19 protein-coding genes are annotated in these 17,832 nt (G+C 66.5%); 10 read left to right on the top strand and 9 right to left on the bottom strand.

All coding sequences use genetic code 11. The features are described from left to right. Positions 1–89 precede the first annotated feature (89 nt). Positions 90–1,181, bottom strand: a complete 1,092-nt coding sequence (locus tag CI41S_RS25945) for a hypothetical protein (RefSeq protein WP_139862207.1) — start codon at positions 1,179–1,181, stop codon at positions 90–92. A gap of 267 nt (positions 1,182–1,448) precedes the next feature. Between CI41S_RS25945 and CI41S_RS25940 the strand changes: the two genes are divergently transcribed. Further along, on the top strand, positions 1,449–2,156 hold the full coding sequence (locus CI41S_RS25940) for a hypothetical protein (RefSeq protein WP_139484059.1): 708 nt from the start codon (positions 1,449–1,451) through the stop codon (positions 2,154–2,156). Between the two features lie 17 nt (positions 2,157–2,173). Here the strand turns inward: CI41S_RS25940 and CI41S_RS25935 are convergent, their stop codons facing one another. Continuing rightward, positions 2,174–2,617 carry a DMT family transporter gene (locus CI41S_RS25935; RefSeq protein WP_139484058.1) on the bottom strand — a complete coding sequence of 148 codons (444 nt, stop codon included), beginning with the start codon at positions 2,615–2,617 and terminating at the stop codon, positions 2,174–2,176. A 173-nt stretch (positions 2,618–2,790) separates the two neighbouring features. On the opposite strand from CI41S_RS25935, the gene CI41S_RS25930 reads away from it, so the two are divergent. After that, positions 2,791–4,413 (top strand): ABC-F family ATP-binding cassette domain-containing protein, encoded by a 1,623-nt coding sequence (locus CI41S_RS25930; RefSeq protein ID WP_139862206.1) that lies wholly within the window; start codon positions 2,791–2,793, stop codon positions 4,411–4,413. Positions 4,414–4,460: 47 nt separating this feature from the next. On the opposite strand, the gene CI41S_RS25925 is transcribed toward CI41S_RS25930, so the two are convergent. Next, complete coding sequence (locus CI41S_RS25925; RefSeq protein ID WP_139862249.1) at positions 4,461–4,997, bottom strand: REP-associated tyrosine transposase; 537 nt, start codon at positions 4,995–4,997, stop codon at positions 4,461–4,463. A 119-nt stretch (positions 4,998–5,116) separates the two neighbouring features. Next, positions 5,117–5,743, bottom strand: a complete 627-nt coding sequence (locus tag CI41S_RS25920) for a DapH/DapD/GlmU-related protein (protein ID WP_139862205.1) — start codon at positions 5,741–5,743, stop codon at positions 5,117–5,119. 184 nt (positions 5,744–5,927) lie between these two features. On the opposite strand from CI41S_RS25920, the gene CI41S_RS25915 reads away from it, so the two are divergent. After that, the gene (locus tag CI41S_RS25915; protein ID WP_139862204.1) at positions 5,928–6,803 is read left to right on the top strand and encodes an MBL fold metallo-hydrolase; all 876 of its coding nucleotides are present in this window, start codon (positions 5,928–5,930) and stop codon (positions 6,801–6,803) included. 85 nt (positions 6,804–6,888) lie between these two features. Beyond that, on the top strand, positions 6,889–7,134 hold the full coding sequence (locus CI41S_RS25910; RefSeq protein WP_172628203.1) for a PilZ domain-containing protein: 246 nt from the start codon (positions 6,889–6,891) through the stop codon (positions 7,132–7,134). A gap of 97 nt (positions 7,135–7,231) precedes the next feature. Here the strand turns inward: CI41S_RS25910 and CI41S_RS25905 are convergent, their stop codons facing one another. Continuing rightward, complete coding sequence (locus CI41S_RS25905; RefSeq protein WP_139862202.1) at positions 7,232–7,480, bottom strand: hypothetical protein; 249 nt, start codon at positions 7,478–7,480, stop codon at positions 7,232–7,234. Positions 7,481–7,633: 153 nt separating this feature from the next. On the opposite strand from CI41S_RS25905, the gene CI41S_RS25900 reads away from it, so the two are divergent. Beyond that, the gene (locus tag CI41S_RS25900) at positions 7,634–8,311 is read left to right on the top strand and encodes a nitroreductase (protein ID WP_139862201.1); all 678 of its coding nucleotides are present in this window, start codon (positions 7,634–7,636) and stop codon (positions 8,309–8,311) included. 176 nt (positions 8,312–8,487) lie between these two features. After that, positions 8,488–9,651, top strand: a complete 1,164-nt coding sequence (locus CI41S_RS25895) for an acyl-CoA dehydrogenase family protein (protein WP_139862200.1) — start codon at positions 8,488–8,490, stop codon at positions 9,649–9,651. 186 nt (positions 9,652–9,837) lie between these two features. On the opposite strand, the gene CI41S_RS25890 is transcribed toward CI41S_RS25895, so the two are convergent. Together CI41S_RS25890 and CI41S_RS25885 are read right to left on the bottom strand one after the other, a co-directional pair. Then, positions 9,838–11,919, bottom strand: a complete 2,082-nt coding sequence (locus tag CI41S_RS25890; RefSeq protein ID WP_139862199.1) for a methyl-accepting chemotaxis protein — start codon at positions 11,917–11,919, stop codon at positions 9,838–9,840. A gap of 151 nt (positions 11,920–12,070) precedes the next feature. Next, positions 12,071–12,319 carry a hypothetical protein gene (locus tag CI41S_RS25885; protein ID WP_139862198.1) on the bottom strand — a complete coding sequence of 83 codons (249 nt, stop codon included), beginning with the start codon at positions 12,317–12,319 and terminating at the stop codon, positions 12,071–12,073. Between the two features lie 193 nt (positions 12,320–12,512). Between CI41S_RS25885 and CI41S_RS25880 the strand changes: the two genes are divergently transcribed. Together CI41S_RS25880 and CI41S_RS25875 are read left to right on the top strand one after the other, a co-directional pair. Further along, positions 12,513–13,103, top strand: a complete 591-nt coding sequence (locus tag CI41S_RS25880) for an NADPH-dependent FMN reductase (RefSeq protein WP_139484047.1) — start codon at positions 12,513–12,515, stop codon at positions 13,101–13,103. 32 nt (positions 13,104–13,135) lie between these two features. Beyond that, on the top strand, positions 13,136–13,918 hold the full coding sequence (locus tag CI41S_RS25875; protein WP_139862197.1) for an SDR family NAD(P)-dependent oxidoreductase: 783 nt from the start codon (positions 13,136–13,138) through the stop codon (positions 13,916–13,918). 3 nt (positions 13,919–13,921) lie between these two features. Here CI41S_RS25875 and CI41S_RS25870 read toward each other — a convergent pair whose 3' ends face one another. Further along, positions 13,922–14,302: a hypothetical protein gene (locus tag CI41S_RS25870; RefSeq protein ID WP_139484045.1), complete on the bottom strand. Its 381-nt coding sequence runs from the start codon at positions 14,300–14,302 to the stop codon at positions 13,922–13,924. A 237-nt stretch (positions 14,303–14,539) separates the two neighbouring features. Here CI41S_RS25870 and CI41S_RS25865 point away from each other — a divergent pair, with 237 nt between their 5' ends. Then, a complete protein-coding gene (locus CI41S_RS25865) occupies positions 14,540–15,106 on the top strand; it encodes a L,D-transpeptidase (protein WP_172628202.1) in 567 nt (188 codons plus the stop codon). Between the two features lie 100 nt (positions 15,107–15,206). Here the strand turns inward: CI41S_RS25865 and CI41S_RS43685 are convergent, their stop codons facing one another. Next, entirely contained in the window at positions 15,207–16,253 is a 1,047-nt protein-coding gene (locus CI41S_RS43685; RefSeq protein WP_172628201.1) for a hypothetical protein, read from the bottom strand. A gap of 524 nt (positions 16,254–16,777) precedes the next feature. Between CI41S_RS43685 and CI41S_RS25855 the strand changes: the two genes are divergently transcribed. Further along, complete coding sequence (locus CI41S_RS25855; RefSeq protein WP_139484042.1) at positions 16,778–17,362, top strand: septal ring lytic transglycosylase RlpA family protein; 585 nt, start codon at positions 16,778–16,780, stop codon at positions 17,360–17,362. Positions 17,363–17,832: the final 470 nt, after the last annotated feature.

Raw genomic sequence — 17,832 nt, 5'->3', positions numbered from 1 at the left:
CCCGGTTTACCGGGAGGCGCGACACGCGCCGCAACGTAGCGGTCAAGCCGCCATGATTCGCAACGCTACGATAGGCGGAATCCGCCGCCTCACTGCAGATCGGCGATCGTCGCCGGCCCGGGACCGGGCGTGATCAACGCCGGCCACTGCTTGGAGCCGAACGGCACCATCGGCGGCAGGAAGGTGGCCATGCCGCGCTTCTTGGTCTCGGCGATGATCGCCTCGCGCGCGTCGCCGCCCATCAGTTCGTAATCCATCAGATGGTAGCTGCCGAAGAACAGCGCGCCGACCGAGCGGTCGGCGATGATCCGGGTCAGCGACTCCAGCATGTCCTGCGGCGTCGTGGTGAAGTTGATGGTCTCGATCAGCATCAGGCGGTCGTTCATGGCGTCGGGCCCGAAGAACTGCGCCAGCACGCTGAAGATCACGTTGTTCTGCCGCGCCACATAGATGGTGTTGCTCGCGCCGTAGGTCTTGTCCCAGTCGGCGCCGAGCTGGCCCTTCCAGTCGGCCATCACGGTCATCCAGTGCGCGACCTGGGTTTGCGCCGCCCAGGCGACGTTCTTGGCGAGCAGCGGCGCCTGCTTCTTGCCGAATGCCTGCAGCTTGGCGAACGGGATCGCGCCGGCGGACAGGCATTCATCCATGAAGGCGAGGTTGTTCTGCAGGATGGCGCGGTTGTTGTCGCGCCAGTCGGCCTGCATCGGCGTCTTGTCGAGCCCGTCGAGCGCCGACTGCATCCGGCTGCGATAGGCCGCCATCGAGCCGCGCCACGCCTTGTCGTCGGCATTGTCGACGTAAGGGCCGACCACCTCGGCCAGCGCCATCGTGCTGTGGCCGACCGACTTGAGCAGCTGATAGACGACCGGCACCTGCGGCGCCTCGGTCGGCGGCTTGCCCGGCCGGTACAGGATCAGGCGGCCGCCGGCGCCGGAGAACAGGCCGAGGATCACCGGATGCTTGTCGAGGATGTTCTTCTGGAAAATCCTGGCCGCGTCGCCATACAGCTCGAACATGCCAGTGTTGAGCGCGAGCACGTCCTTGGTGGCGACGTCGGCCGGCGTCGATGAGGTCTTGCCTGAGATCGGCGCCATGTAATCGGGCAAGGCCTGCGCCAGTGCGGCGCCGCTGCCGCCGAGCAGCAGGGTCGCGGCAACTGCCAGGCGAAAACGAGTGGTCATGTGGTGCTCCTCGAAGCCTGTCATGAGAGCCGGACGCGCATCGCCGTGGCGTTAGCGGACGCGCGGGCATTTGACGCAAATTGCACAGGATGGTCGGTCCCGCATGACGCAGCACGAGGTGCGGGCGGGGCCTACAGCTAAGCGACGAATCGGCCGGTGTCCACTCCCGGAGATTGCGGAGATGACTGCGCCAAAAGACCTAATGGCCGAGGCATGGCGCCGATGCTATGTCGCTCGGGGACACATTTTATTTTTGGATTTCATGCGTTGCTGAACGGACTTTACAAGGTCGAGTACGGCATCAACGGGGCGTTCGGCCGCAGCATCATGTGCATGCATGACGGCAGGTTGCTGGGTGGCAATTCGGCCTTCGCCCATCTCGGCACCTATCAGGAAACCGGCGGCGGCCAACTTACCGCCGAGGTGATCACCGAGCGCCACAATGACGATCCCCATTACAAGCCGCTGATGGGCGCCGACGTCGCCGTCATCAAGGTGCGCGGCCGGACCGAGGGCTCGACCATCCTGTTCGAGGGCGCGTCGGATGCGATGCCGGGCGGCGTGTTCTGGGCCAATCTGGCGCCGCTCGACGACGAGGCCCTGCCGCCGCGCGGCACGGTAGGTCCTGGCGGCATCGTCAACGGCCTCTATTCGATCCACCTCCGCGTGCTCGACGGTGTCGATGCCGGCCTCTCCGGCGTCATGCTGCTGCTGGACGGCCGCATCCTCGGCGGCGACGCGTTCTTCTACTATCTCGGCTCGTATTCGTCCGCCGACGGCCGCTGGAAGGGCGAGATCCTCAATCAGGAGCACACGCCGGCCAAGGGCGAGAACCCGGTGTTCGGCGGCCACGAGGTCGGCATCGGCTTCAGCGGCGCCTGCGCGGGCGACCGCGCGGAACTCGAGGGCATCGCGCTGGCCGGCAAGCGCAGCCTCCGCCTCGGCGCAACGCTCAGGTTGATGCGGACCGTCTGATTGCGGTCGGGCCGGCCTCAGTCCTTGATCAGGAGAACGCCGCCGATCACCAGCGCGATGCCGGCCAGTCGTGAAACTGATACAGGATGCGCCGGCAATCCGAAGACGCCGAAATGATCCATGGCGATCCCGGCCAGCATCTGGCCGCCGACCACCAGCGCCAGCAGGGTTGCGGCACCGAGCGAGGGCAGCAGCAGGATCATCAGCAGGATGAAGACGCCACCCAGAATGCCGCCGCTCCAGGCCCACCACGGCACAGCCGTCACCAGCTTCCACGACGGCACCGGCTCGCGCGTTGCCACCAGCACGACGGCCATCGTCGCGAGCCCGCCGAGATAGCTGACGAAGCCGGCCCAGGCCGGCGAGTTCAGGGCGGAGCGCAGATTGCCGTTCAGGACCTGCTGAACGGCAACGCTGATGCCGGCGCCGAGCGCGAGCAGATAGAGAAGCCAGGTTTGCATGGATTGCCCCAGGAGATCGATTTGCGATCGATTTGCGGAGTATTCCCCGTCACATTCGGTTGGCAATAAGGCGCCTGCATGCGGGCATGGCGCCAAACGCAGGGAACACCCTTCCACCCGCGCCCCGGATCGACTAAGAGGCCCGCAAATCCCTGTTTTGCTCAACCATTCGCATGATCCGCCTCGATAACGTCTCCAAGCAAGTCGGCCACCAGATCCTCTTCATCGAAGCCTCCGCGGCGCTCCAGAAGGGCGAGAAGATCGGCCTTGTCGGCCCCAACGGCGCCGGCAAGACCACGCTGTTCCGGATGATCTCCGGCCAGGAAATCCCCGACGAGGGCCAGGTCTCGGTCGATCGCGGCATCTCGATCGGCTATTTCAGCCAGGATGTCGGCGATATGAGTGGCCGCAGCGCGGTTGCCGAGGTGATGGACGGGGCAGGGCCGGTCAGCGAGGTCGCGGCCGAGCTCCGCGAGCTCGAGGCCGCGATGGCCGACCCCGACAAGGCCGACGAGATGGACGACATCATCGCGCGCTATGGCGAGGTGCAGCACCGCTTCGAGGAACTCGACGGTTATGCGCTCGACGGCCGCGCGCGCGAGGCGCTGTCGGGTCTCGGCTTCAGCCAGGAGATGATGGACGGCGACGTCGGCAAGCTCTCCGGCGGCTGGAAGATGCGCGTGGCGCTGGCGCGTATTCTTCTGATGCGGCCGGACGTGATGCTGCTGGACGAGCCGAGCAACCATCTCGATCTCGAAAGCCTGATCTGGCTCGAGCAGTTCTTGAAGGGCTATGAGGGCGCGCTGCTGATGACCTCGCACGACCGCGAGTTCATCAATCGCATCATCAACAAGGTGGTCGAGATCGACGCCGGCCAGCTCACCACCTATTCCGGCGACTACGAGTTCTACGAGCAGCAGCGCGCGCTGTCCGACAAGCAGCAGCAGGCGCAGTTCGAGCGGCAGCAGGCGATGCTCGCCAAGGAGATCAAGTTCATCGAGCGCTTCAAGGCGCGCGCCTCGCACGCGGCGCAGGTGCAGAGCCGGGTGAAGAAGCTCGACAAGATCGAGCGGGTCGAGCCGCCGCGGCGGCGGCAGACGGTGGCGTTCGAATTCCAGCCGGCGCCGCGCTCCGGCGAAGACGTCGCCAGCCTGAAGAACGTGCACAAGGCCTACGGCAGCAAGCGGATCTATGACGGGCTCGACTTCATGATCCGCCGCAAGGAGCGCTGGTGCGTGATGGGCGTCAACGGTGCCGGCAAGTCGACGCTGCTGAAACTGGTCGCCGGCTCCGCCGAACCGGATGACGGGTCGGTCGCGATCGGCGGCAGCGTCAAGATGGGCTATTTCGCCCAGCACGCGATGGACCTGCTCGACGGCGAGCGCACCGTGTTCCAGTCGCTGGAGGATGCGTTTCCGCAGGCCGGCCAGGGTAGCTTGCGCGCGCTCGCCGGCTGCTTCGGCTTCTCCGGCGACGATGTCGAGAAGCGGTGCCGGGTGCTGTCAGGCGGCGAGAAGGCGCGCCTCGTGATGGCCAAGATGCTGTTCGATCCGCCGAACTTTCTGGTGCTGGACGAGCCGACCAACCACCTCGATCTCGCCACCAAGGAGATGCTGATCAACGCGCTGGCCGAGTTCGAGGGCACCATGCTGTTCGTCTCGCACGACCGGCACTTTCTCGCCGCGCTCTCCAACCGCGTGCTGGAGCTGACCCCCGACGGCATCCACCAGTACGGCGGCGGCTACACCGAATACGTCGCCCGCACCGGGCAAGAAGCGCCGGGGTTGCGGAGCTAGGACTGCTCCGCCTTCGTAGCCCGGATGCAGCGAAGCGAAATCCGGGATCAGTCTTTCCGCTCGCCAAAATCGCCATTGTCGGCGGCACCGCTGCCGCCCCAATCCGACGGCAGGATTCCCTGGCGAATGTATCGGTGGAGCGACGAGTGCTTCCAGTCGGCCGGCGACGAAACGAGGCGGTGTTTGGCCGGATTGTAGTGGGTGTAGTCGACGCAACGCTCAAAGTCGCGTTCGTTACGGACGGTGTGCTCCCAAAACCGCCTCTGCCAGAGCCCATATTCGCCGCGATGGTTGGCTGAGACTGGCACGCCGGCAGCAACGACCGCCCGCGTAAAATGGCTCTTGATTTGCCGCCATCGATCCGAGAAGTCGGCGTCTTCGGGTGGAAGCGTCATCACCGCGTGCAGGTGCTCCGGCAAGATTACGATGGCGTCTAGGGTAAACGGCTTCTTGGCACGCGCCGCACGAAATGCGGCGCGCAACAATCCGACGTGCTCGACCAGGAGCGACGATCTTCGATCCTCCAGCGTGACCGTGAAGAAGAATGTGCCGCCCGGCATGAAATTGCGTCGATAGTGCACCATGCGGAGAGGCTTACCCCGGATTACGCTTCGCTCCATCCGGGCTACAAGGTCCTGCGTAGCCCGGATGGAGCGAAGCGTAATCCGAGAGAGTCTATCCGCGCAACCCAAGCGAGCCGCGTTCACGCACTCCAGCGCGCGCAAAAGGCTTCGACGTCGCCGGACTGAAATTCCGGCAGCCGCTCCCAGATGGTTTCCGCCGGCCAGTCCCACCACGCGATCTGCGCAAGCTGGGCCGCGATGGTGCGGTTGAAGCGCTCCTTGATCGGCCGCGCCGGCACGCCGCCGACGATGGTGTAGGGCGCGACGTCGCGCGAAACCACCGCGCCCGCCGCCAGCACGGCGCCGTCGCCGACGCTGACGCCGGGCAGCACGATGACGCCGTGGCCGATCCAGACGTCGTTGCCGATCACGACGCGATCGGCGCGCCGATCCCGGAAGAAGTCATGATCGCGCTCGGCGGACGCCGTGTAGTATTCCGGGCAATAGGTGAAGCGGTGTTGCGAGGGGCGCTCCAGCGGATGGTTGGGCGCGCCGATCCGCACCTGCGCGGCGATCGCGCAAAACTTGCCGATCTGCGCGTCGGCGACGATGCAGCCGGGACCGAGATAGGAGAAGTCGCCGAGCTCGGTGTACTCGATCGCGGTGTCGCCGAGGATCTCGCAGCAACGGCCGATCGTCACCTCGCGCAGCTTGACCGTCGGCGCGATGACGGTTTCGGCGAGTTTTGGCGGCTTGGTGTCAGTCATGTGAATGTCCTTGGTCGGGCGGCCGGTTGCAGCCGCAGTGCGTATAGCACGCGCGGCATTCGGATGAACCGCGGCGGCTGCGCACCGCAGCAGCAATGCAATGGCGCATGGCACGCCGCGCGGGGCTCGCCTTGTCGGGCGCCGGGCCGGCCGCTACGCTTTGCAAAAAAGCGGGAGCGAAGCGATGAAGCAGATCAGGATCGGCGACATCACGATCGATGCGGTGATCGAGCGCGAGGGGCCATGGCGGCGGCCGCAGGATTTCTTCCCGGCCTATGACGATGCCGTGTTCAAGCATCATCTCAAGACCATGGAGCCCGAGGTGTTCGATGCTACGAGCGGCTTGATGATGATCACCTACCAGACCTTTGTGGTGCGCACGCCGCGCTACACCATCTTGGTCGATACCTGCACCGGCGAGGACAAGGGCCATCCGCCGCCGTTCGACTTTCCGGGCAAGGAGCGCTGGCGCAACGAATTGTTCCCGCTCGGCGTCTCCTTCGAGCAGATCGACTACGTGTTCTGCACCCATCTGCATATCGACCACACCGGCTGGAACACGACCCTGCGCGACGGCCGCTGGGTGCCGACCTTCCCGAATGCAAAATACGTCTTCCACAAGCGCGAATACGCCGCCTGGGAGGCCGAGCATGCCAGGGGCGCCAACCCGCCCGGCACGGTGTTTCGCGACAACTGCCTGCCGATCGTCGAGGCCGGGCAGGCGCTTTTGGTCGACGACGACTACGCGCTCGACGACACCGTCACGCTGACGCCGACGCCGGGCCATTCGCCCTGCCATTGCTGCGTCAATATCGTCTCGAAGGGCCAGCGCGCCGTGGTCGCCGGCGACCTGATGCATCACGTGATCCAGTGCCGCGAGGTGGATTGGTCGGCCAAGCCGGATTGGGATCCGAAGCAGTCGGCGGTGTCGCGGCGAAAGTTCTTTGCCTCGGTGGCCGAGACCGACACGCTGATCCTGCCGATCCATTTCCCGGCCCCGACGGTCGGCCTGATCAAGGCGGACGGCGACCGCTTCGACTACCGCTTCAAGCGGGAGTAGCAGGATCTCGTAACCATAGGCCTGAACGGATTCTTAACGGCCTGTTCGGACAAAGGGCTTGCGATCCAACAACAAGGCCTCGGCGATGCATCCCCGGCGATTTGTGCGTGTGCGTCCGTCCGGTTGCGTGTCGAGCGTGGTCAAGCTGCTGCTTGAGCCGAAAGCACCGCTGCTCGAATGCCGCCTGGTGGACTATTCCGCCGGCGGCGCCTGCCTGGAATTTTCAAAGCCGGTGCAACTGCCCGAACGTTTCGAAATGCTTCACGGCAACACAAGGAAACGATGCCGGCGGGTCTGGAGCAAGGGCGTGCGGGTCGGCGTTTCGTTCTGAGCGGCGGCCGCGCTCATCCATCCGTCAACGCCGATTGGGCCGCGCTTGGGCGGCCCAATGTACGATCGTCGGTGCGAGAACGCCGCGGCGAGGGCGCTCAGGCGCCGCTCTGGCACTTCTTCATGAAGGAGGTTTTTGCCGCGCCGGCGAGCTTCTTGCCGTCCGAGCCGACCGCCTTGGCCGCGCAGGCATCCGTCGTGCACTTCTTCATGAACGAGGTCTTTGCCGCGCCGGCCAGCGGCTTGCCGTCCTTGCCGACGGCCTTGGTCTCGCAGGAGGCGTCCTGCGCAAACGCCGAGCCGGCCGCAAAGGTCGCGATCACGACAGCCAAGAAAATCCGCTTCATCTGGGTTCTCCCTAAAGCAAACCAGTGCTGCGGATTGGATATCGGATTCTGTGCCCGATCAAGTTCCCTTGGCGGATTTTGCCGATAAAATGCGGAAGCAGGATCAGGAAAATTCCGCGTGCAGCGCGGAACAAATTGGGGGGGAAGCCGACAATGGATTTCGAGACGCTGGTCAAGACACGCCGAAGCGTGCGCGGGTTCAAGAAGCAGCCGGTGTCGCGTGCCGTCATCGAGGAGATCATCGAGGTCGCCAAGCGGGCGCCGTCCTCGATGAACACCCAGCCCTGGCACGTCCACGTCCTGACCGGCGAGCCGCTCGAGGAAGTGCGCCGCCGCAACATGGCGGAGATGATCGCCGGCGCCAAGCCGAAGCGCGACATCGTCAGCCATGGCGAGTACCAGGGCGTGCACCGCACGCGCCAGGTCGACATCGCCAAGAAACTGTTCGGCGCGATGGGGATTGCCCGCGACGACAAGCCGATGCGGCAGGACTGGGTGCTGCGCGGCTTTCGCCAGTTCGACGCGCCGGTGTCGCTGGTGCTGGCCTATGACCGGGTGCTCGATCCCGGCGCGGTCTGCCATTTCGACCTCGGCGCGCTCTGCTACGGCATCGTGCTGGCGGCCTGGGATCGCGGGCTCGGCAGCGTGATCAACGGCCAGAGCATCATGCGCTCCGACATCGTGCGCGAGGTGGCGAGCATCCCCGACGAGCACGTGATCATGACCTGCGTCGCGATGGGCTATCCCGACGACAGCTTTGCCGCCAACGCGGTGCAGTCGGATCGCGAGGCCAACAGCGATTTCGTTCGCTATGTCGGCTTTGCCGATTGAGACAGCGCGCGTTCGGCGCGATTGCGCAGGCGCTGACCACGGTGCGGGATATCGAATTCCGCGCGATGAAACCTCGGCGCATCGCGCGAGGTGAAACTGCGTTTGCGCTATTCCCGCCGCTGCAAAATGCGCTACTGCTTTGTTGAAAACAACAACAGCACCGGCGAGGACGAAAGATGAGCGATGACGAACAGACGGCAATGATCCGCGAGACGGTGGCGAAATTCGTCGATCGCGAACTGATCCCGCTCGAGCCGCACTATCTGAAATCGAAACTGCCCGGCAGCGCGCATCCCGAGCTGAGCGCCGAGCAGCGCAAGCGGCTGCGCGACGTCTCCAAGGAGCTCGGCCTGTGGGGCCTCGACGCGCCGGAGGATCTCGGCGGCCACGATCTGCCGACGCGCACGATGGCGGCGGTGCACGAGGAGCTCGGCCGCAGCGCGGTGCCGTTCGTGCTGCCGCCGGACTCGCCGAACCTGCGCATGCTGCAGGCGGTCGGCACCGAGGCGCAGAAGAAAAAGTATCTGCAGCCCTATATCGAGGGCCGGATGGCGTCGGCGATTGCGATCTCCGAGCCCGGCGCCGGCGGCGATCCCGCTGCGATGAAGACGCGCGCCGTGCTCGAGGGCGAACAGTGGGTGCTCAACGGCCGCAAGATCTGGATCAGCAACGCGCGGGCGGCCGACTTCATCATCGTGATGGCGCGCGTCGGCAGCGATCAGCGCCAGGGCGGCATCACCTCCTTCATCGTCGAGCAGGCCACGCCGGGCTTCATCATCGAGCGCGAGATCCCGATGCTCGGCGGCGGCTCGACTTATGAGATCGTGTTCGAGGATTGCCGCATTCCTAAGGACTCCGTGCTCGGCGAGGTCGGCAAGGGCTACGCGCCGATGCAGCTGCGCCTGCGCACCCGCCGGCTCGAAATGGGCTCGACTTGCATCGGCATTACCAAACGCGCGCTCGACATGCTGTGCGAGCACGCCAAGCAGCGCGAGACCTTCGGCGTCAAGCTCGCCGAGCGCCAGGCGATCCAGTGGTGGATCGCCGACATCGCGACCCGCATGCATGCCTGCCGGCTGATGGTGCGCGAGGCTGCCGACAAGACCGACCGCGGCGAGGACATCCGCCACGAGGCCTCGATGATCAAGGTGTTCGCGACCGAGATGGCCTATGAGGCCTGCGATCACGCCATGCAGACGCTCGGCGCGCTCGGCATGACCCTGGAACTACCGCTCAACGCGCTGTGGCAGAAGGCCCGCCTGATGCGGATGTACGAAGGCCCGAGCGAGGTGCACCGCCAGTCGATCGCGCGCCGCGTGCTCGGGTTGCGGGGCGGGTAGCAAACCGCCGTTGCCGCAAACCCCGTCATTGCGAGCGCAGCGAAGCAATCCATTCCTCCGCTTGCGGCGCGATGGATTGCTTCGCTGCGCTCGCAATGACGGGGAGGGAGCTTGCGGCGCGTTGGATTGCTTCGCTTACGCTCGCAATGACGGGGAGAGAGCTTACTGCTCCGTGACGGCGCGCGGTTAGGCCGCGCGCACGTCCGACAGGAAGCGGTTGACCTGGCCGGCGAGGTCCTTCGACTGGGTCGAGAGCTGCTCGGCGGCGCCGAGCACCTGGGTTGCCGCGGCGCCGGTGTCGTCGGCGGCGTGCTGCACGCCGGAGATGTTGGAATTGACCTCCTGGGTGCCGCGCGCGGCCTCCTGCACGCTGCGCGAGATCTCCTTGGTCGCCGAGCCCTGCTCCTCGATCGCCGCCGCGATTGCGGTGCCGATCTGGTCGATCTCGGTGATGACTTCGACGACGTTCTTGATCGCGCTGACGGTCTCGTCGCTCGCGGTCTGGATCGCGGTGATCTGCTCGGCAATCTCCGTCGTCGCCTTCGCGGTCTGGCCGGCGAGCGACTTCACCTCGGAGGCGACCACGGCAAAGCCGCGGCCGGCCTCGCCGGCGCGCGCCGCCTCGATGGTGGCGTTGAGCGCGAGCAGATTGGTCTGCGCCGCGATCGACTGGATCAGCGTCACGACGTCGCCGATCTTCTGCGCGCCCTCGGCCAGCGAGCGGGCGGTATCGCCGGTGCGGCGGGCGTGATCGACCGCGCGCGCGGCGATCTCGGTGGACGTTGTGACCTGGCGGGCGATCTCCGAGATCGAGGAGGTCAGCTCCTCGGTCGCGCTCGCCACGGTCTGCACATTGGTCGAGGTCTGATCGGAGGCGGCGGCGACGACGGCGGCCTGGCGGTTGGTGGCGGCCGCGGTGGCCGACATCGATTGCGCGGTCTGTTCCATCACCGAGGAAGCCGACGACAGTCCGCCGACCAGCTCGGTGACCTTGGTCTCGAAGCTGCGGGTGAGATTGTCGAGCACGCGGGCGCGGCGCATCTTGACGTCGTTCTCGGCCTCCTTCTCGGCGGCGAGGCGGTCGGCCTCGATCTTGTTGTCCTTGAACACCTGCACGGCGGCGGCCATCGCGCCGATCTCGTCATGGCGCGCGGCGCCCGGGATCTCCTCGGCGACCTCGCCGGCGGCAAGGCGCGACATCCGGCCGGTGAGGGCCGCGATCGGGTTGAGGATGCGGCGGCGGACCAGCACGATCAGGCCGGCGCTCACGGCAATGACGGCGAGCAGGCCGATCGATGCCACCACGAAGCTGAAGCGCGCCGACGAGTAGGCGGCAGCGAGCCCTTGCTCGGCATTTTCGTAGAAGGCGTCGCGCACGCCGATGATCGAGGCGAGGCCGACTTGCGATTCCGCGTAGTAGGTCTCGACGTCCATGTCGTATTTGCCCGACACGGCGCCTTCCTTGCCGAGCTTCAGCGCCTTGCCGAAGCGCTCGACATAGTCGGCCTGCATCTTGCCGAGGGCGGAGAGGACGTTGGCCGACGTCGCCGGATTGTTGCGCAGCTCCTGCAGCGTCGAGAGGATCTGCTCGGTCTTGCCGGTGCTGCGGAACAGGTCCTGCTTCTCCTGCTCGGTCGCAACCCGCTTGGCGCCGACCAGCGCCTTGTGCAGGCTGGCATTGTGGCCGCCGATGTCGCGCAGCGTCCAGGCGACGTTAGCGTAGCTGGCCTGGCGGTAGGCATTGCCGTCGAGGCCGGCGAGCCGGCGCACCTGCTCGTCGAGCAGCGCGGTGACGCCGGCGTTGAACACCGAGTTGTCGGCGACGATCTTGGTCGCGGCCGGGCGGCGGCTGTCGACGGGACCTGCGATCGCCGTCGCAATCGCGTCGCGGAGCGCGGCGAATTTCGCCTTCAGCGCGTCGATCGCGCTGGCCACCGCCTCGCCGTCGTCGAGCGATCCCGGCAGGCTGGCGCGAACCTGGTTGACCCTGGCGAGCGCGCCATCCGTCAGCGCACGAAGCTTGTCGAGGTCGGCGATCTGCTTCTGCTCGATCGCACCGCTGCTGAACAGCAGATTGGTGGCCATGCCGCGTTCGGAGTTCATGTAGCGCGGGATGTCGCCGACGGCGCGAACGATGTCGAGCCGGCTCTGCGCGGTCGAGATCTTGTCCATGGTCTGGTACTTGGTCACCGCGACGTAGGCCGCGAGTCCGCCGCCGACCGCGGAGAGGGAGACGATCGCGGCCGTCAGGAGGGTACCGATTTTCATGTGCGCGCCATTTCTTGACGAGAGAGGGGAGAGCCTCAACCGTACCGGGTGCGCATTAAGCAGGGGTTTACGATGCGCGCGGAGCGAGCCTTTGCCGCCGGCATCGACCCAAAGTCGAAGCGGCCGCGTCCCGGCGGCGCCGCCGCGCCGCTCAGTGCTCGTTGTCATCGGCACCCTTGGCGGCGCCGCGATGCTGCGTCGCGCCGTTGGTGCCGGCCTCGCCGCAGGGCAGCTGGGTCCAGCTGCCGTCGGCAGCCTGCTGATAGGCCTGGCAGCCGGTCGATGTGACGGTAGATTTGTCGTCGGCTTTCTGCCGCTCGGAACTCTTCGCCAGCGCAGGGGTGGCAATGGCTGCGATGGCCGCGAGCGAGCTTGCGAAAACCAGCCTTGCGATCCGCATGTCGGGTTCTCCTTCTCGAAGCGGTTACGTATCCAGAAAAGGAATTGGGCGATTTTGCGCCACGGCGGCGCGCTTGCGACGAATTGCTTAATGGCAGGAAAATCTGCGAAAAGGGCGATTAACGCCTGTGACCGCGGCGGAGCGCGCGCTTCGTCGCAGCGCGGTATCGCCGCACGATGATAGGATCGCCCCCATGGCCCACCGCATTCTCGTTCTCTACGGCTCCTATCGCTCCGACCGGATGGGGATCCGGCTCGCCCATTTCGTCGTCGACGGCTTTCGCGGCCGCGGCGACGATGTCGAGCTGATCGATGCCAAGGCAATCGGCCTGCCGATGCTCGACCGCATGTACAAGGAATATCCCAAGGGGCAGGCGCCGGCTGCGCTCGAGACGCTCGCAGGAAAAATCCGCGCCGCCGACGGTTTTCTGTTCGTCACCGGCGAATACAATTGGGGCGTCCAGCCCGGGCTCAAGAACCTCACCGATCATTTCCTCGAGGAGTGGTTCTGGCGGCCGGCCGCGATCGCCAGCTACTCGGCCGGGCGCCTGGCCGGCGCGCGCGCCGCGACCGCCTGGCACGGCACGCTCTCGGAGATGGGCATGGTGGTGGTGTCGAGCACGATCGGTGCAGGCCCGATCGGGCAGACCCTGTCGGAGGACGGCAAGCCGATCGGCGACGCCGGCAAATCGCTCGAGCGCGCCTTTCCGCGCTTTGCCGACGATCTTGCCTGGTGGATGGAAGCCGCCAAGGCGCAGCGGGCGCGCAAGGCGCCGCCATACTGAGCGCCGCGTTGCGCGGTGGGAGGTCGGAGACGATGAACCTGTTCAATTCAGCTTTCGATCCCGCGCGCGAGGCGGCACTGGTCACCGGCGCCGGCAACGGCATCGGCCGCGCCATTGCGCAGGCGCTGGTCGGCGAGGGCGTGCGCACCGTGTTTGCCGACCTGCACGAGGACAGGGTGTCGGCTGCGATCAAGGCCGCGCCGCGCCCCGAGCTCGCGGTACCCTGGGTCGGCGATCTCGCATCCCGTGACGGCTGCGACGCGCTGCTGGCCCATGCGCAATCATCGATCGGGCAGGTGACGCATTTCGTCCACTCGGCCTCGCCGCCGCGGCGCGAGGCCGATCACGCGATGGCGGTGGGCGACCACACCTGGCGGCAGATGCACGCGGTCAATCTCGATGCCGGCTTTCATCTGTCGCGCGAGTTGGCACGCAGTCTGATCGCAGCGAAGACGCCGGGCTCGTTCCTGCTGCTGACCTCGCTGCATTCAGGCACGCCGCGCAATTTGCCGCATTACTCGACGGCGAAGGCCGGCATGGCGATGCTGGTCAAGGAGCTTGCCAAGAGCTGGGGCCGCTACGGCATCCGCGTCAACGCGCTGGTGCCGGGCGCGATCGCGGCCGGCGGCTTCGTCGCCGATCCCGCGCTGGCACGGCACATCCCGCTTGGGCGGCTTGGGCAAGCCGACGATCTCGCGCCGATGGCGCTCGCCGTGCTGTCGCACAAGCTCTCCGGCTACGTCACCGGCGCGTCGATCGTGATCGACGGCGGTCTGTCGCTGACCAACTGGTTCGCGCCGCCCGAACTCGAATGAAGGTTATTCCTTCGTCCTGATGTAGCCGGCGAGCCGCGTCTTCTGGTCCTGGCACCAGGTGGTCATGCCGGCGCGGCGCTGGTCGAGGTCGATGGACTGGGTTGCAACCGCGACTTCCAGCATCAGATCGTCGGCCTGCTTCTCGCCCATCTTGCCGCCGGTGTGCATGAAGGCGATCGCCTTGCGCACCTGTTCGGTGGTGCCGTCGGGCAGGTGCATCTCCTGCGCCTTGGTGACGAGGTCCTGATAGACCACATCGGTGCCGGGGCACTCGACCTTGGCGGCGAAGGCCTGCAGCACCATCGTGACATAGGCCGAGCGCGGGTCGGCATGGGCCGGCGACGCGGCCACGATCAGGCCCGCGACCAAGAGAGCAGAACGCATCGAATTCCTCCCGAGTACTTCCGATTTTTGGCCAAGCTAGCGTCGGCCGGAACCGACTGCAACCGCCAGGACACACTTGCCGAAAGAACCGATCAAACAGACGTGTTCCAACCGGCCTTGCCACGATTTCAGCACGATTTGGGCAGCTTCTGCGACGGGTTAACGCAGGGGAGAACGATCGTGTCGAAGTTGGGGCTTGCGGCGGTGCTGGTGGGATCGCTCGCGCTTGGCGGCTGCATGCAGGCGACGCTGTCGCCGGTGAACGATGCTGCGATGACGCTGCGCGACAAACAACTGCTGGCGCACACGCCTTACACGGAAGTCAAAGTCCCCGAGCAGTTCCAGCGCCACATTGTTGAGTACACGCGCCGGGAGCAGCCGGGTTCCATCCTGGTCGATACCGATAAGCGCTATCTCTACTACGTGCTGCCGGGCGGCAAGGCGATCCGTTACGGCGTCGCGGTCGGCGAGGAGGCGATGGCGTTCTCCGGTGTCGCCACCGTCGGCCGCCTGGCCGAGTGGCCGGACTGGGTTCCGACCAAGGACATCCAGGAGCGGCTCGGGCCGTATCCGGCGCGCGTCGCCGGCGGACCGGCCAATCCGCTCGGCGCCCGCGGCATCTACCTCTACCAGGGCAACAAGGACACGCTGTACCGCATCCACGGCACCAACCAGCCCGAATATATCGGGCAGGCGATCTCGTCGGGCTGCATCCGCATGACCAACGCCGACGTCATCGACCTCTATCAGCGGGTCAAGCCGGGCGCCGTGGTCGTGGTGCTGCCGCCGGGGCAGAGCGCGTAGGCGTGCATAGCGCGTAGGGCGGATTACCGGGTCCGCGCGGGCGCGGCCCGACGAAAGAAAGGCGGATTAGGCTAGCGCTAATCCGCCTTGTTTTTTGCTCTCACCGCACCGGCATTGGCGGCCGGACCACGGGGCCGTTCTCATCATCCGCCTCAACAACGCTGGACTGCTGCTGCGATTGCAGCGGCAGCGGCGCGGCGCTCGGCGGCAGCGCGGATGACGTGCGTGGCGGCTGCGCCGCGGCCGGCGGAGGCGGCGGGATGTAGGCCTGGACCGGCCGGCGGACGGCCGGCGGCGGAACGGCGGCTGCATGCGGCACGGCCGCCGGCGGCGGCGTTGCGGCGCGCGGACGTGGCGCCACCGGACGCGGCTCGGCGGCCCTGGTCTCGGTTGCCTTCGCGACGCGCTGGGCCAATTGATCCTGGCCGGCCTTGAGCTGATCGATGCTCGCCTTGAGCTGCTCGACCTGCTGTCCCATCGCGGCGAGATCGCGCGCCATCGACTGCAGCAACTGGGTTTGATCCGGCGCGCCGGCTGTCGTGGCCGGTGCCGCCGCAAGCGCTGCCGGCGCCGGTGCCGGTGCCGCAGGGGCAGCGGAGGAGGCGGGTGCGGCTGGGGCTGCGGCAACGCTTTGCGGCGGAGCCGCCGCTGCCGTGTCTGTCGTTGCCGGTTGATCCGCCGCCGCTTGCGCGGCGGGCGCGTTCGGCTGATCGGCCGGAGCCGGCGTCGTCATGCCGGGAATCAGCGACGTCAGCTGCGCGACCTGCGGCATCCACTCCGCGGTCAGCTGCCTGGCGCGGTCGCCATAGTGCTGCCACGCCGCAGCACCCATGGCGCTGACGATCGCGAACATGAACCAGAAGGCACGGATCGCCCATCTGTTGCCGGCAACCGGCGGGCGGCCGAGCTTGATGTCATCGAGCCTGATGTCGCTGGTCGCGGCCGGGTGATACGGCGAGACCGGTGGCGCCGCCGCGAACGCCGGCGCAGTCGCGAACGCTGGCGCTGCAGCGAACGCTGGCGCGGTCGCGAACGCTGGCGCTGCCGCGACCGATGGCGCAGCGCTGACCGGCGGCACCGAGGGCGCTGCTGCGGCCGGAGGTACCGGCGCAGACGGTGGCGCTGATGTCAGCGGTGACGCAGGCATGGGTGTCGGGCTCGGCCCGAAATACGGCTCGCGATGCGCCGCCGTGACAGCACCTGCCGGTGCCAGCGTCGGGGCGGCGGCATGCTCTGCGCGTGCCGGTCTGAGGTCAGATTCAATCGCGAAAATATCGTGCGGATCAGCGTCTTTAAGTGTCGATTGCATTGGCGGTCCCCGTTTCAGCCCAAGGTCAAACCGCAAATGGCGGCTGGCGAATTTACGCTCCGTCTCAAAACCCTAGCCCTGCGCCACGACTCCAGTCCGGTTTGACCAAAGCAAGGCGAGAGGGTGGAGAGGTTGGGGTGTTTCGGGAACATCCCGTGGACGAGCGGTGCACGGATCGGCCGGCGCCGTCAGCATCAGCGATGCTCCGAGTTGTGTGGCCCATCCACCACACCCGCGCGGAAATCGTGCCGCGCAGGCCACACCTTGCCGCATTCCGCCTCCGTTCCGCCCCGATTGGATTCGGCCATTGGGCGACGTTGGATTTTCGGCTTGGGCTGGGGAGCGCGAGTTGGGGGTGCAACATGTCAGGCGACGGTGCAGTCAGTTCGTACGTCGACGTCAACCGCGGCGCACCTATCGCCGTGCGCCCGGTCTCATTGGCTCCTGCGCGACGCGCGCTGCATCTGTTCGCCGCCGTGATCGGCGCCGCCTCGCTTGCGGCCTGCGTGCAATCCTCCGTCGTCAGCGAGCGCTCGCAGGCGCTCGCAAGCCGGCCTGCGTCGAGCGAGCCGGTTCGAACCACGGCAGCTCCGGCCCGCACCCGCGTCGCGGCCATGCGCCGGCATACGCCTTATGCCTCGCGCAAGAAGCCCGGCGCGACCAGGACCGCGTCGCAGGGAGTCGCGAGCTTCTACAGCGAGGCGCAGCAGACCGCGAGCGGTGAGAAATTTGACGGCCGCGACCTGACCGCGGCGCATCCGACATTGCCGTTCGGCACCAGGCTGCGCGTCACCGACGTCAAGAGCGGCCGCTCGGTGACGGTGCGGGTCAACGACCGCGGGCCCTATGTGCCCGGGCGCATCGTCGATGTCTCCTATACGGCTGCGCAGTCGCTCGGCATGATCGGCAAGGGCGTCGCGAATGTCAGGCTCGACGTGGTGCAGTGAGACAGACGTGAAGGCGGGATTTTTGCTTGCCTGACCGGGAAAAAGTCCCGGTCGCGTCGCCGCTTTAATCCCGTTGCCCGCGCAACCAGCCCGGCTAGAATCATCGCCGCTACTTCCCGTGCTCTCGATTTCCAGGCGCGTGGATTTCAACCCAATGAACCTTCCCCGCCTTCGCCTCCTGAAGGCGGGGTTTTTCTTTGGCTGGCATGCAGCCTCAACGCGTTGACAGGCAGGGCAATCGCATATGGGGGATTCGAGTGATGTTGGCATTGGCGGTGGGCTCCCTCTCCCGCTTGCGGGAGAGGGCGGGGTGGGGGTGTCTCCGCACTGCGAATCCCACCGTGGAGACACCCCCCACCCGCCACGCATCTCACGATGCGCGTCGGCCTCCCCCGCAAGCGGGACAGGCGAAGTGAGCCAGCTGATGAGCTTGTGCGCCACATATGCGATTGCCCTACGTTGACAGGGCC

It is taken from the genome of Bradyrhizobium ivorense, assembly GCF_900696085.1.
GTDB lineage: Bacteria > Pseudomonadota > Alphaproteobacteria > Rhizobiales > Xanthobacteraceae > Bradyrhizobium > Bradyrhizobium ivorense.
The sequence above is the reverse complement of the archived record's forward strand: the minus strand, read 5'-3'. Positions and strand labels throughout refer to the sequence as shown.